At 63.9% G+C, this 13,143-nt stretch carries 13 protein-coding genes and 1 tRNA gene; 8 read left to right on the top strand and 6 right to left on the bottom strand.

Going from position 1 to position 13,143, the window contains the following annotated elements; genetic code table 11:
* Window positions 1-83 precede the first annotated feature (83 nt).
* The 6 genes from MRBLMU1_RS09500 (at window position 84) to crtB (ending at window position 7,537) form a co-directional block, all read left to right on the top strand.
* Window positions 84-1,457, top strand: a complete 1,374-nt coding sequence (locus tag MRBLMU1_RS09500; RefSeq protein ID WP_414646054.1) for an MFS transporter — start codon at window positions 84-86, stop codon at window positions 1,455-1,457.
* A gap of 135 nt (window positions 1,458-1,592) precedes the next feature.
* Window positions 1,593-2,543 carry a polyprenyl synthetase family protein gene (locus MRBLMU1_RS09495; protein WP_363500064.1) on the top strand — a complete coding sequence of 317 codons (951 nt, stop codon included), beginning with the start codon at window positions 1,593-1,595 and terminating at the stop codon, window positions 2,541-2,543.
* 23 nt (window positions 2,544-2,566) lie between these two features.
* On the top strand, window positions 2,567-3,910 hold the full coding sequence (locus MRBLMU1_RS09490; RefSeq protein WP_363500062.1) for a glycosyltransferase: 1,344 nt from the start codon (window positions 2,567-2,569) through the stop codon (window positions 3,908-3,910).
* Window positions 3,907-5,082, top strand: a complete 1,176-nt coding sequence (crtY, locus tag MRBLMU1_RS09485) for a lycopene beta-cyclase CrtY (RefSeq protein WP_363500060.1) — start codon at window positions 3,907-3,909, stop codon at window positions 5,080-5,082. The genes MRBLMU1_RS09490 and crtY overlap by 4 nt, the downstream gene beginning before the upstream one ends.
* Window positions 5,079-6,569, top strand: a complete 1,491-nt coding sequence (locus MRBLMU1_RS09480) for a phytoene desaturase (RefSeq protein ID WP_363500058.1) — start codon at window positions 5,079-5,081, stop codon at window positions 6,567-6,569. Before crtY ends, MRBLMU1_RS09480 begins: the two co-directional genes overlap by 4 nt.
* Window positions 6,566-7,537: a 15-cis-phytoene synthase CrtB gene (gene crtB / locus MRBLMU1_RS09475; RefSeq protein WP_363500056.1), complete on the top strand. Its 972-nt coding sequence runs from the start codon at window positions 6,566-6,568 to the stop codon at window positions 7,535-7,537. Before MRBLMU1_RS09480 ends, crtB begins: the two co-directional genes overlap by 4 nt.
* Here the strand turns inward: crtB and MRBLMU1_RS09470 are convergent.
* Window positions 7,431-7,967: a sterol desaturase family protein gene (locus tag MRBLMU1_RS09470; RefSeq protein WP_363500054.1), complete on the bottom strand. Its 537-nt coding sequence runs from the start codon at window positions 7,965-7,967 to the stop codon at window positions 7,431-7,433. The two genes, crtB and MRBLMU1_RS09470, sit on opposite strands and share 107 nt — an antisense overlap.
* Before the next feature lie 134 nt (window positions 7,968-8,101).
* Here MRBLMU1_RS09470 and MRBLMU1_RS09465 point away from each other — a divergent pair, with 134 nt between their 5' ends.
* Window positions 8,102-8,518 carry a DUF2141 domain-containing protein gene (locus MRBLMU1_RS09465; RefSeq protein ID WP_363500052.1) on the top strand — a complete coding sequence of 139 codons (417 nt, stop codon included), beginning with the start codon at window positions 8,102-8,104 and terminating at the stop codon, window positions 8,516-8,518.
* On the opposite strand, the gene MRBLMU1_RS09460 is transcribed toward MRBLMU1_RS09465, so the two are convergent.
* Together MRBLMU1_RS09460 and MRBLMU1_RS09455 are read right to left on the bottom strand one after the other, a co-directional pair.
* Complete coding sequence (locus MRBLMU1_RS09460; RefSeq protein ID WP_363500050.1) at window positions 8,515-9,069, bottom strand: putative glycolipid-binding domain-containing protein; 555 nt, start codon at window positions 9,067-9,069, stop codon at window positions 8,515-8,517. The two genes, MRBLMU1_RS09465 and MRBLMU1_RS09460, sit on opposite strands and share 4 nt — an antisense overlap.
* A 312-nt stretch (window positions 9,070-9,381) precedes the next feature.
* Window positions 9,382-10,521, bottom strand: coding sequence for an MFS transporter (locus tag MRBLMU1_RS09455; protein ID WP_363500048.1), 1,140 nt, complete (start codon window positions 10,519-10,521; stop codon window positions 9,382-9,384).
* Between the two features lie 182 nt (window positions 10,522-10,703).
* Here MRBLMU1_RS09455 and MRBLMU1_RS09450 point away from each other — a divergent pair, with 182 nt between their 5' ends.
* Window positions 10,704-11,591, top strand: coding sequence for a hypothetical protein (locus MRBLMU1_RS09450; RefSeq protein ID WP_363500046.1), 888 nt, complete (start codon window positions 10,704-10,706; stop codon window positions 11,589-11,591).
* Between the two features lie 365 nt (window positions 11,592-11,956).
* Here MRBLMU1_RS09450 and MRBLMU1_RS09445 read toward each other — a convergent pair.
* The 3 genes from MRBLMU1_RS09445 to MRBLMU1_RS09435 form a co-directional block, all read right to left on the bottom strand.
* Window positions 11,957-12,030, bottom strand: a tRNA-Gly gene (locus MRBLMU1_RS09445).
* An 86-nt stretch (window positions 12,031-12,116) separates the two neighbouring features.
* Window positions 12,117-12,422, bottom strand: coding sequence for a hypothetical protein (locus MRBLMU1_RS09440; RefSeq protein ID WP_363500044.1), 306 nt, complete (start codon window positions 12,420-12,422; stop codon window positions 12,117-12,119).
* Between the two features lie 14 nt (window positions 12,423-12,436).
* Window positions 12,437-13,051: a hypothetical protein gene (locus MRBLMU1_RS09435; RefSeq protein WP_363500042.1), complete on the bottom strand. Its 615-nt coding sequence runs from the start codon at window positions 13,049-13,051 to the stop codon at window positions 12,437-12,439.
* Between the last annotated feature and the right edge of the window lie 92 nt (window positions 13,052-13,143).

Raw genomic sequence — 13,143 nt, 5'->3', positions numbered from 1 at the left:
GCCGGCCCATGTGCCGGCGCGGCAGTATCCATTGGCCGCAGAGCCAAGTGCTACACTCCACAGAGAACAACGAGGACGACACCATGCAGACCGCACCTTCCGCCACGCCGCAAGAGCATCCGAAGCCGCCGGCGGCCCCCGACACCGGCGAGCAGAAATCGCTGCTCAGCGCCATGTTCGCGCGCGGCACGCCGATGCTGTGGGTGCCGACCGGGTACTTCTCGATGGCGCTCACGTACATGATGCTCACCAGCGTCACGTCCATCATGTTCAAGAACCTCGGCATGAGCAACGGCGAGGCGGCGCAATACGCCAGCTATCTGATCCTGGCCTACACCATCAAGCCGCTGTTCGCCCCCTTCGTTGAAATGTACCGCACCAAGAAGTTCTTCGTGCTGTGCGCGCAGCTGATCGTCGGCATCGGCTTCGGCGCCGTCGCGCTGTCGATGTCGCTGCCGAACTACCTGCACATCATGGTGTTCCTGTTCGGGATACTGTCGCTGGTCGGCGCCACCCAGGACATCGCCTCCGACGGCGTGTATGTCACCTCGCTCGACTCGAAGACGCAATCGCTGTTCTGCGGCATCCAGAGCCTGAGCTGGAACGTCGGTCCCATCGTCGCCTCGGGCGGCATGGTGTACCTGAGCGGCTGGCTGCACACCCACTACTTCCACCACGAAGCCGGCGTGTTCGGACCGGCGTGGATCGACTCGTGGCGCATCATCTTCTTCATCGCCGCCGCCATCACCGTCGTCACCGCGCTGTGGCACCTGCGCGTGATGCCGGAAGGCGCCAAGGCCGAAAACGCACCCAAGTCGGTGGCCGACGCGGCCTTCATCCTGCGCGACTCCTTCGTCACCTTCTTCCAGAAGCGCGACGTCTGGCTGATGGTCGGCTTCGCGTTCGTGTTCCGCCTCAGTATCGGCCTGCTGGAAAAAATCGGCCCGTTCTTCATGGTCGATCCGGTGGCCAAGGGCGGCCTGGGCTTGTCCAACGAGATGCTGGGCCTGATCTACGGCACCTACGGCCTAATCGCCGTGCTGCTTGGTTCCTTGCTGGGCGGCATCTTTGTCGCGCGGCGCGGCCTGCCGGCCACCCTGTTCGTGCTGTGCTGCGCGGTCAACATCCCGAACGTCACGTTCTTGCTGATGGGCATCTACCAGCCGGAAAACCTGTGGCTGATCAGCGCCGGCGTGGCGATCGAGAAGTTCTTCTTCGGCTTCGGCTCGGTCGGCTTCATGATCTACCTGATGCAGCAATTGGCGCCGGGCAAATACACGACCACCCACTACGCCTTCGGCACCGGCCTGATGGGCCTGTGCATGCTGGTCACCGGCGTCGTCAGCGGCCACCTGCAGCAGGCGCTCGGTTATGTACACTATTTCTGGCTGGTGATGGCGGCGACGATTCCATCTTTCCTGGTCACGTGGTTCGCGCCCTTCCATAACAAGGAGTAGGCTGTCCAAAAATTGACCCGCTTTTAAGTGTGTGTTGGCGCGCGCACGATTGATTCTAGTCCTCTCTGTTGAAGTTTGCGTCGGTATGATGACCCGCAAGGGAATTGATTATGCAATCGGCACAAGGACTTGCGCATGGTTACGGAAACACTGCGGTTCAACGGCATCAAGCGGGAACTCCTCGGTGATCCGCCGGAAACGGAGATCGATGACCTACGCCGCGAACTCGAGGAGCGTATCCGCTACTTTCTGCCCGACGGCGGCGTCCAGCAGGACCCGCTCACGGAGGCCATGCGCGCGGCGGCGCTGAGCACCGGCAAACGCATGCGGCCTTTGTTGCTGATGCTGGTCGCGCGCGACCTCGGCTGCTCGTCGCCGGCCCTGCTGGACGCCGCCTGCGCGGTCGAACTGGTTCACGCCGCCTCCCTGATCCTCGACGACATGCCTTGCATGGACGACGCCAAGCTGCGGCGTGGCAAGCCCACCGTGCATATCCAATTCGGTGAAAACGTCGCCATCCTGGCGTCGGTCGCACTGCTCAGCCGCGCCTTCCACATTCTTGCCCAGACACAAGACATCTCGCCGCTGATCCGCACGCGGCTGGTCGGCGCGCTGGCGGAGACGGTCGGCACGCAGGGACTGGTCCGGGGACAATTCGAGGATCTACACGGCGGCCACAAACGCTCGGTCGACGACATCGCCACCACCAACGAACTCAAAACCGGCGTGCTGCTCGGCCTGTCGGTGGAGATGGCGGGCATCATCGCGCAGGCCGACGAGCGGGTGCTGCAATCGCTGCGTTCCTTCGCCATGGCCGCCGGCCACGCGTTCCAGATCAAGGACGACCTGCTGGACGTCCCCGGCAACGACTGCGCGCTGACCGGCAAGGATGTCGGCAAGGACGCCGGCAAGGCGACTATCACCGCCACCCTCGGCATGGAAAAAACCCAGCGCCGCCTGGCCGCGCATCTACGCGACGCGGACGGCTACCTGACAGACGCCATCGGCAGCAAGCAACGCACGCGCCTTCTGGTCGGGAACCTGTTCCGCAAGGCCGGTCCGGTCGCCGATCTGCACGCGCCGTAGCGCGCGCGTCGAGAGGACATCGCATGGCCCATTTCGGCGTGGTCGCCCCGGCCTTCTACAGCCATTTCAACGCCTTGTCGGCGCTGGCGCTGGCCTTGATCGGGCGCGGACACCAGGTCACCTTCCTGCATCGGCCCGACGCCGCCGGCTGGCTAAGCAACGACCGCGACGCCCGCATCGGCTTCCACGCGCTCGGCGCCGACCGCTACCCGCCTGGGTCGCTGGACGCCTCGCTGCGGCTCGCGGCCAATCCGGGCAGCCCGCTGGGACTGCGCAAGGTCATCGTCGACATGGCCGACACCACCGACATGCTGTGCCGCGAACTGCCCGCCGCGATCGACGCGCTGGGCATCGACGCTCTGATCGGCGACCAGATGGAGGCGGCTGCCGGACTGGTGGCCGAGGCGCTGGCGCTGCCGTTCGTATCGGTGGCCTGCGCGCTGCCGGTCAACCGCGAGCCGGCCATCCCGCTGCCGGTGATGCCGTTCGCATTCGGCACCGACGAACGCTCGTTGAAAATGTATGAGGGCAGCACCCGCGTGTACGACTGGCTCATGTCCCCACACCGCAAGGCGATCGAGCGGCAGGCGCGCGCGCTGGGCATTCCGGCGCGCGGCATGCTGCACGAATGCCTGTCGCCGCTGGCGCAAATCAGCCAGACGGTGGCCGCCTTCGATTTTCCGCGCCTTCACTTGCCGGCGAATTTCCACCACGTCGGCCCGCTGCGGCACGCCGCGCCTGGCGGTCCGGCGCCCACCGGCCCGCGTATCGGCCCCGTGCCCGCCATCGCCGATGACCGCCCTTTTATTTTCGCCTCGCTGGGCACATTGCAAGGCCAGCGCTTTGCACTGTTCAAGCGCATCGCGCAAGCCTGCCGGGAGTTGAACGTTCAACTGCTGGTCGCCCACTGCGGAGGACTGAACCCGCAACAGGCGCAGGCCGTCGAGCGGGCCGGCCCCGCCAACGCCACGACTGTGTGCGCGTTCGCGCCGCAGCAAGCGGTGCTGGCCCGCGCCGACGCCGTGGTCTCCCACGCGGGCCTGAACACGGCGATGGACGCGATTGCCGCGCGCACGCCGATACTGGCGCTGCCCATCGCCTTCGACCAGCCGGGCGTGGCGTCGCGGATCTGCCATGCCGGCATCGGCCTGCGGGCGTCGCCTCGCTTCACGGGCCAGGCCCAACTGGGCACGCTTTTGCGGCGGCTGCTCGATGAACCGAAGTATGGACGGCGTCTAGCCGGACTGTCGGAGCAACTGGCGCAAGCCGGCGGCACGCCGCGCGCCGCCGACATCGTCGAGACGGCGCTAAACCTGAACCGGCACGATGACGGCGACGCCCGCCGGATGGCGACAGGCCTCGCATGAGTGCCGCGCCGTACGACGTGATCCTGGCCGGCGGCGGCCTGGCCAACGCGCTGATCGCGTGGCGGCTGCGGAGCGCGCGCCCATCGCTGCGCATCCTGCTGCTCGAACAGGGCGAGCGGATAGGCGGCAACCATACCTGGTCGTTTCATGACAGCGACCTCGACGCGTCGCAGCGGCAATGGCTCGCGCCTCTGGTCTCGGCACGCTGGCCGGACTACGACGTCATCTTCCCCGAACACGCCAGAACACTAGACGGCGGCTACGCCAGCATCGCCTCCGACGATTTCGCGCGCGTCATCGAAGCCGCGCTGGGCGACGCGCTGCGGCCCGGCGCCCGGATAGAGAATCTGACTCCGACCACGGTGCGCTTGGCCGGTGGCGAGACGCTGCATGCAGGCGCCGTCATCGATGGCCGGGGGCCGCGCGCATCCGACCGGCTGGCGCTGGGCTACCAGACCTTTCTCGGACAGGAAGTGCGCCTCGCCGCTCCGCACGGACTAACCTCGCCCATCATCATGGATGCCGGCGTCGCGCAGCAAGGCGGCTACCGTTTCGTCTACGTGCTGCCCTTCGCGCCCGACCGCCTGCTGATCGAAGACACGCACTATGTCGACACCGGCGTCTGGGAACCGGAACGGCTGCGCGCCAACATCGCCGCCTACGCCGCCTCGCGCGATTGGCGCATCGAGGAGATCATCCGGGAGGAACACGGTTCGCTGCCCATCGTGCTGGCCGGCGATATCGAACAATTCTGGCAGGACCTGGACGGGCAACCGACATCCGGGCTGCGGGCCGGCCTGTTCCACCCGACGACCGGCTATTCGCTGCCGCACGCGGTGCGGCTGGCCGAGCGGATCGCATCGCTCGACGATTTGAGCGCCCCGGCATTGTTCGACGCCATGCGCCAGACCGCGCTGCATGAATGGCGCGGGCAGCGCTTCTTCCGGCTGCTCAACCGCATGCTGTTCCTGGCCGGCGACGCCGACAGCCGCTGGCGCGTCATGCAACGCTTCTACCATTTGCCGGCGCCGCTGATCGCGCGCTTTTACGCAGGCCGTCCGACCCTCGGCGACAAGGTGCGCCTGCTATCGGGAAAACCACCGGTGCCGGTCGGCCAGGCCATATCGGCCGCATGCAAAATCCATCCCCACCAAATCAGGAAACCCGAATGAACGAAACAAAACAGGCAGTGGTTGTCGGCGCCGGCTTCGGCGGCCTGGCGCTGGCCATCCGTCTGCAAGCGAGCGGGATTCAAACTACCCTGCTCGAAAAACGCGACAAGCCGGGCGGCCGCGCCTACGTATATGAGGACCAGGGCTTCACTTTCGATGCCGGCCCCACCGTCATCACCGATCCGTCGGCGATCGAGGAACTGTTCACCGTCGCCGGCAAGCGCCTGTCGGATTACGTCGAGATGCTGCCGGTCGCGCCCTTCTACCGCCTGTGCTGGGAGGACGGCAGCCACTTCGACTACGCCAACGACCAGGAATCGCTGGACCGTCAAATCCACGCACTCAATCCGGCCGACGTGCAGGGCTACCAGCGCTTCCTCGCGTACTCCAAGGCGGTGTTCGACGAAGGCTACCTGAAACTCGGCGCCGTACCTTTCCTGTCCTTCCGCGACATGATCGCCGCCGGCCCGCAACTGGCGAAGCTGCAGGCCTGGCGCAGCGTCTACAGCATCGTCTCGAAGTTCATCGAAAACGATCATCTGCGGCAGGCGTTCTCCTTCCATTCGCTGCTGGTCGGCGGCAACCCGTTCGCCACCTCGTCGATCTACACCCTGATCCACGCGCTGGAGCGGCGCTGGGGCGTATGGTTCCCGCGCGGCGGCACCGGCGCGCTGGTGAACGGCATGGTGCGCCTGTTCCAGGACATCGGCGGCCGCATTGAGCTGAACGCCGACGTGGCGGCGATCGAGGCGAGCGGCACGCGCGTCAACGGCGTGCGCCTGGCGGACGGGCGCCATTTCCCGGCGCAAGCGGTGGCCTCCAACGCCGACGTCGTGCACACGTACGCGGACCTGCTGTCACACCATCCGCGCGGCCCGTCGAAGGCCGGTGCGTTGCGCAAAAAGCGCTTCAGCAACTCGCTGTTCGTGCTGTACTTCGGGCTCAATCACCACCATAGCCAGCTGCAGCACCACACCGTCTGTTTCGGACCGCGCTACAAGGAACTGATCACCGACATCTTCGGCGGTAAAACCCTGGCCGACGATTTCTCGCTGTACCTGCACGCGCCCTGCATCACCGATCCGTCGCTGGCGCCACCCGGCTGCGGCAGCCACTACGTGCTGGCGCCGGTGCCGCACCTGGGCAACGCGCCGATCGACTGGACGGTCGAAGGCCCGCGCTACCGCGACCGCATCTTCGAATACCTGGAGCGCCGCTACATGCCCGGCCTGCGCGACCAGCTGGTCACCAGCCGCATCTTCACGCCTTTCGATTTCCGCGACGAGCTCAATGCGCACGTCGGCTCGGCGTTCTCGCTGGAGCCCATCCTGACGCAGAGCGCCTGGTTCCGCCCCCACAACCGCGACAGCGAGCTGGCGAATCTGTACCTCGTCGGCGCCGGCACCCATCCCGGCGCCGGCGTGCCGGGCGTGATCGGCTCGGCCAAGGCGACGGCCGGTTTGATGATCGAGGAGTTCGGGCGATGAGCGAAGCCTTGCTGGATCACGTCACCCAAACCATCAAGGTCGGCTCGAAAAGCTTCGCCGCCGCCGCGAAGCTCTTTCCGGCGGATGTCAGGCGCAGCGTGTTGATGCTGTACGCCTGGTGCCGGCACTGCGACGACGTGGTCGATGGCCAGGAGCTGGGCTTCGGCGCGGTGGAATTGGCGCAGGACGACGCCGCCAAAAAACTGACGGAACTCGAAGACCAGACCCGGCGCGCCTACGCCGGCGAAAAGATGTCCGATCCCGCCTTCGCCGCGTTCCAGGAGGTGGCGCTGCGCCACAAGATAGAACCGCATTTCGCCTTCGACCATCTGGCCGGTTTCGCCATGGATGTTGAACAGGCGCGCTACGAGACCATCGAGGACACGCTGCGCTACTGCTATCACGTGGCCGGCGTGGTCGGCCTGATGATGGCATCGATCATGGGCGCCAGCAAGCCGGCGGTGCTGGACCGCGCCTGCGACCTTGGCCTGGCTTTTCAGCTGACCAATATCGCGCGCGACATCGTCGAGGATGCACGCATGGGGCGCTGCTACGTACCTGCCGCATGGCTGCGCGAAGCGGGCATCCCTGTGAACGAAGTGGCGTTGCCCAAGCACCGGGCGGCCCTGGCGGTAGTGGCGGCGCGGCTGGTCGACTACGCCGAACCGTATTACGCTTCGGCCAACCAGGGCATCATCGCCCTGCCACTGCGCTGCGCATGGGCCATCGCCACGGCGCGCAATGTGTACAGGCAGATCGGCATCAACGTCAAAGCGCGCGGTGCGCACGCCTGGGATGAGCGGGTCGGCACGTCGCGCGCGACCAAACTATGGCTGCTCGCGAAGGGAGGCGCCAGTGCGCTTACTTCGCGTCTTCGGCGGATGTCGCCGCGTCCGCGGGGGTTGTGGCAGCGTCCCGACCACGTTGGCGCAGGGGGCCATCGTGCAGCACGCGCAGTTGGCGCTTGAGTTCATCGACCGGCGGCGCGTACAGGAATCCAAACGAGACCGCGCCCTCTTTCCCCTCGACGGCGTGGTGCATGCGGTGCGCCTGGTAAAGCCGCTTCAGATAGCCGCTATGGGGCGTGTATTGAAACGGCCAGCGGCGGTGAACCAGGCCGTCGTGCGCGACAAAGTACAGGAGACCGTAGGCGGTCATGCCGGCGCCTATCCATTCGAGGGGATGATAGCCTTCGGTACCGAAATAAATCAGCGCGATTGCCACCCCGGCGAAAACCACGGCATACAGATCGTTCTTCTCGAACCAGCCGGTGCGCGGTTCATGGTGCGAGCGGTGCCATCCCCAACCGAAACCATGCATCACATATTTGTGCGCGACAATAGAAAACAATTCCATCAACACAATGGTGATCAGGACGATGAGCGTGTTCAATATCATGGGTCGTTACGATCGTCGGTCAGGTAGAAGCGGCGCTGGTGAAAACAGCGATGGACACAGCCTACCATAGCCGCTATTTCCGCAGCGCCAGCGACTCGCCTTTGCCATTCAACGCAGCCAAGAAAAGGAAACCCATGCAATCACTGATCAAGCCATCGTTGTTCATTTCCACCGTCGTGCTGGCCGCCACCGCATCGGCCGCCACGATCGAGGTGAAGGTATCGTCGGTCGTCGGCGGTAGAGGCAAAGTGAATGTCGCCGTGTGCGACAAGGAGCGATTCTTGAAGGATTGCCTGTACAGCGGCTCGGCGCCGGCGCAGGCCAACGACACCGTCGTCACGATACAGAACGTGCCGAAAGGCACCTGGGCGGTGCTCGCCTACCAGGACGAGAACCAGAACGACAAGCTGGACCGCAACCTGATCGGCATCCCCAGCGAAAACTACGGCTTCAGCCGCGACGCACGCGGCAAATTCGGCCCACCGGACTTCACCGACGCCGCCATCGACGTGCGCGACGAGACGATGGCCGTCACGATCAAACTGCGCTAGGGCAGCCGCCGGAACAAGCCGGGGTAGTCCACGACCAAGCCATGCGCATCGATGGTGAGCTCGGCTTGAAAGACGGGGGGCAAGGTTTCAAATAGAAACCTCTTCTTTTCCTCTATGCATGTGTAGCGCTGCTCTTTCTTGCTCGCGACCAGCTCCGGTACCGACACATAGGCCATGCTGAAGGTGCGGCTTAGTCCGTGGGTCCATGTGCGGCGGCGGATGGGCAGCGTATTGGTGAAGGGCGTCGCAGCAATATCGACATCGATGCAACCGTCCAGCAGCGGCAAATACTCGCCGGTGAGCGCATCGCTCCAGCGGCCCTCGCCGTCCGACAGCAGTCGCAAGCGCCGCCCGTCCGCTGGATGGGCAACCTCCACCGCCCGGGTTCGCCATTCGGCATCGGTGCGGACGGTATAGACCAGTCCGTAAGGGACGCCCTCGTCTTCGCCCACCACCACGCCGCTCGCCACAGTGCCGTCGGCGGCGAAATCGACGTCCAAATACTCGGTCCCCACCCCGTCAATCGAACTCCAGCGAAAAATATGCCGCATTGCGCCTCCGATGCGACACAGCGCCGCGACCTGGTTTCGAAGTTAGTCCCACCGAAGATATTTTAGTTCAAAAAAAAGCCCCTCGACTTGGAGGACGAGGAGCCATAAGACCACAGACAACACTGGACTACATGAAACTTTTGCATGCTGCTCAAAGACAAAATGAAAACGTTTTCAAATAAGGTGCAATCGTTTTCCTTCGCCTTGAAATCGATTTCATAATACCGAGTTATCAATCGGGATGTCAAACTAAAAATCACCCTATCGGTGTTTTTCTTGTTGATTGGCTGTTCGGAGTGGTTTCGGACGTTGTCAGGCCCGCGCGGCGCCCAGCTTGGCGCTGGCCGCGATCACCAGCATCGCGCCGCCCAAGCCGGCGAAGGCGAGGTTCAAACTGACCGCGTGGGCGACAAAGCCGATCACCGCCGGCCCGGCGAGAATGCCCGCATAGCCGAGGGTGGTGATGGCGCCGATCGCCAGCCCCGCCGGCATCGCGCTTTGGTTGCCGGCGGCGGTGAACAGGATCGGCACCACGTTCGACGCGCCCAGCCCCACCAGCAGGAAGCCCACCAGCGCCAGCGGCGCGGAGGGCGCCAGCACTGCGGCGAAGAAGCCCGCCGCGCCACACAGCCCGCCCAGCAGCAGTACGCGTTTGCCACCGAGCCGGCTGACCACGCGGTCGCCGGTCAGCCGGCCCACCGTCATCGCCGCCGCGAAGGCCGCATAGCCCAGGCCCGCGCGGGTGGCGTCCATGCCCTGCTCCGACGTCAGCAACAAGGCGCTCCAGTCGAGGATCGCCCCCTCGGCCAGGAAGCAGAGGAAGCACAGCACGCCGATGAAGATCACCGCGCCGTGCGGGACGACGACCATCGACCCGTGGCCATCGGCCGCATCGGGCTCGCGCAACAGATGCGGCGCGCCGGCCAACAGCGACAGCGCCACCAGCAACGACACCGCCACGCTGGCGCCGACCGGGGTCATGCCCGCCCACAGCATCAGCGCCATCAAGCCGGCGCCGATGAAGCCACCGACACTGAACAGTCCATGGAAGCCAGACATCAGCGCCCCGCCGCTCTCGCGCTCGACGATCACCGCCTGCACGTTCATCGCCACGTCGAGCGTGCCGAGCGCCGCGCCGAACGCGAACAGCGTGGCCCCCAGCAGCATCGGCGTGGGCGCGATCGCCAACCCTGGCAGCACCAGGCACACCAAGGCGCCCGACACCAGCACCACGACGCGGCAGCCGAAGCGCGACGCCAGCAAGCCGGTCACCGGCATCGCCATCAGCGAACCGGCGCCAAGGCACAGCAGCAGCAGGCCCAGGTCCGCCTCGCCCAGCGCCAGGCGCTCCTTGGCGAACGGCACCAACGGCGCCCAGGCCGACATGGCCAGGCCGGCGGCAAGAAAGGCAAGACGAGTGGACAGGCGCTGTTTCGGGCCGACTGAATTCATGGGGGATTTTCCGGGGTGGTGTAAGGCGATTTCAACCTTTTAGTATACGGCAAGTCACAACGGCAAGCAGCTAGCAACAAAATCCGCACGAAAACAGTGCATCAGTGCGAGTGCTCACATTGGGCTCGGGCCGGTTGGCGCATGATCGGTTCCGTGTTGTTCAACAATCATAAGGAAAAATCATGCAGACTCAACCATTCACACCAGGCGCGGTGGTCAGCCGCGATGGCGACGACGGCTACGCCTCCGGCGTCTCCTGGGGCGCCATCTTCGCCGGAGCGGCCGCAGCCGCCGCGCTCTCCTTCCTCCTGCTGATGCTCGGCATGGGCCTCGGCCTGTCGTCGGTCTCGCCGTACGAGTACAACGCCGCGCCGCTGGGCGTCGCCGCGATCGTCTGGATCGCCTTCACGCAATTGGCGGCGTCTGGCATCGGCGGCTACGTGGCCGGCCGGCTGCGCGTCAAATGGGCCAGCATCCATGGCGACGAAGTGCACTTCCGCGATACCGCGCACGGCCTGCTGGCATGGGCGGTGGCGACCTTGATCACGGTGGCGGTACTGGCGGGCGGCGCGCGCGCTGTCCTCAGCGGCACCATCGACGCCGGCGCCGCTGCGGCACCGGCACTGGCGACGGGAGCATCGGCCGTTGCCGACAACCCGCGCTCGAACGACTACTTCGCCGACATGCTTCTGCGTTCGCCGAACGGCCAGGGCGCCACGGCATCGGAACGTGAAGAGATCACCCGCATCCTGGTCGCCGACCTGGCGGCCGGCAAAATCAGCGCCGACGACCGCACGTATATGGCGCAGCTGGTGGCCAAACGCAGCGGCCTGTCGCAACCAGAGGCGGAACAGCGCGTCGATGCGATTTATGCGCAAGCCAAGCAGGCGGCGGCGGAAGTGAAAGCCAAGGCCATGGCGGCGGCCGAAGCGGCACGCAAGGCGGCAGCCCGTTCGGCACTGTGGATGACCTTCGCGCTGCTGCTGGGCGCCTTCGTCGCCAGCCTGTGCGCCACCATCGGCGGCCGCAACCGCGATCACGCGCGTGTCGTCACGCGCACCGTCATCTAATCCAAGGAGAATACTATGCGCTCGATACTGCTACTGCTGCTCGGCATCCCACTGCCCATCATCATCCTGATCGCGATACTGACGTAATCAGCGTTGGCGTGATTTGACGGCAAGGCCGGCCCCATGTGGCCGGCCTTGTTTCGTTTGGGGGCCGTCCCATAGGTCTCTTCAGCGCAATTAAAGTTTTCTTTAATACCGTGGCATCATATTAAAGACTGCTTTGATGTGATGCGCAACGTGCGAGAAGTTCTCGTTCACTACTTACGCCATGTTCACGTTTCGTGAAACGATGAATAGTATGAACACCCGTGGCGAAGCAGCCTTGGGCGTATTGGAGAGGCAATCAGTGGGGACGCAATGGGATCTGGAGCGGGTGAAGGGAATCGAACCCTCGTCGTAAGCTTGGGAAGCTTCTGCTCTACCATTGAGCTACACCCGCGTTGGCCGTATTCTACGCGGCTTTACGCACTGTTGACAACTTCCCAAACTAATCACGTGGATTCGACTGGATAGTCCGTGGACCACTCATCTGAAACTGGTGACCGAATCATTTGCGTGGCTGCGAATGATTTCCGTGACCTTCGGGTCATTCTTGTATTTTTCAGTAAGTCGCTTGAGCTGTTTTTGAGCAGGTTGACAGTACCGAACCACACCGCGCTCAATTTCCTTTTGTCGCTGCTTACTAAGGCCACCATCAAATTCCCCGGCGAAGTGCTCGCACGCCTCGGCGTTCTCGATGAAGGCTCGCACATCTTTCGGTATTGGTCCCTTGGCGAGCGCCGCAGTGGACACGAAAAAACAGGCAACCAATGCCACTGTCTTCATTCCCATAATCGCTCCCTCAACTAGCGTCCATTGTTAGACCAATGCGGCACGTCCTTACTACCGCCCACGTATTTCTTCACACCATAGGTAGCACCGATTTCGATCAGTTGTCGATTCATGCCGGTGCGTGGCAAGCTGGCGATGTGAATGAGTCTGCGGCTCGCATCCATCACCGATACCGTCCCGCTCCAAGACAGCGACATGTCGATGGCCAAACGCAAATTGTGTTGAGATCGAAGAGCCGGTTGAGTTCGAAGTCTGCGTATAGACAACGCGTCTACCATGTCATTCGCTGCTTTCAGCGAGGCCGCAGAAGTTGGGTGTTGCCATTCGATTTCCACACCTGCCATTGCCGGTATCGTCGCCGGATCAACCCCGTCGTTCACTATTCGCCAGGACCAGTGCATCATGTATGAGCGCGGGAAAGGCCGGTATGTCGCATCAATTTTCACTTTGATACCTGCTTCAGTCATGGCACAAACGAAATCGTCTACTGCATGACGGAAAGTACCAGCCAGGTCGCTAATACGAGTCCCGCCGGGGAACTGTTGCGCCCATTTTGCGCCACTTAGTTCTTTGTCGCTCCGCGGCAGACGCGTGTGGTCGGGCTTGTGTATGAAATTGGCTGCAGTCATTGAACCTCCTTTGTTGCGACTTGCCTTCTGGAAACCGCCAGAATTCAAAGCGTAGGTCAGACTGTTCGGGCCAGTATTGATTTAGACCTAGG

This window comes from Burkholderia sp. LMU1-1-1.1 (genome assembly GCF_040675865.1).
GTDB lineage: Bacteria > Pseudomonadota > Gammaproteobacteria > Burkholderiales > Burkholderiaceae_D > Rugamonas.
The sequence above is the reverse complement of the archived record's forward strand: the minus strand, read 5'-3'. Positions and strand labels throughout refer to the sequence as shown.

Coding starts and splice junctions, on each gene's coding strand:
- MRBLMU1_RS09500 (WP_414646054.1), top strand. CDS start 84: ATGCAGACCGCACCTTCCGCCACGCCGCAAGAGCATCCGAAGCCGCCG.
- MRBLMU1_RS09495 (WP_363500064.1), top strand. CDS start 1,593: ATGGTTACGGAAACACTGCGGTTCAACGGCATCAAGCGGGAACTCCTC.
- MRBLMU1_RS09490 (WP_363500062.1), top strand. CDS start 2,567: ATGGCCCATTTCGGCGTGGTCGCCCCGGCCTTCTACAGCCATTTCAAC.
- crtY (WP_363500060.1), top strand. CDS start 3,907: ATGAGTGCCGCGCCGTACGACGTGATCCTGGCCGGCGGCGGCCTGGCC.
- MRBLMU1_RS09480 (WP_363500058.1), top strand. CDS start 5,079: ATGAACGAAACAAAACAGGCAGTGGTTGTCGGCGCCGGCTTCGGCGGC.
- crtB (WP_363500056.1), top strand. CDS start 6,566: ATGAGCGAAGCCTTGCTGGATCACGTCACCCAAACCATCAAGGTCGGC.
- MRBLMU1_RS09470 (WP_363500054.1), bottom strand. CDS start 7,967: ATGATATTGAACACGCTCATCGTCCTGATCACCATTGTGTTGATGGAA.
- MRBLMU1_RS09465 (WP_363500052.1), top strand. CDS start 8,102: ATGCAATCACTGATCAAGCCATCGTTGTTCATTTCCACCGTCGTGCTG.
- MRBLMU1_RS09460 (WP_363500050.1), bottom strand. CDS start 9,069: ATGCGGCATATTTTTCGCTGGAGTTCGATTGACGGGGTGGGGACCGAG.
- MRBLMU1_RS09455 (WP_363500048.1), bottom strand. CDS start 10,521: ATGAATTCAGTCGGCCCGAAACAGCGCCTGTCCACTCGTCTTGCCTTT.
- MRBLMU1_RS09450 (WP_363500046.1), top strand. CDS start 10,704: ATGCAGACTCAACCATTCACACCAGGCGCGGTGGTCAGCCGCGATGGC.
- MRBLMU1_RS09440 (WP_363500044.1), bottom strand. CDS start 12,422: ATGGGAATGAAGACAGTGGCATTGGTTGCCTGTTTTTTCGTGTCCACT.
- MRBLMU1_RS09435 (WP_363500042.1), bottom strand. CDS start 13,051: ATGACTGCAGCCAATTTCATACACAAGCCCGACCACACGCGTCTGCCG.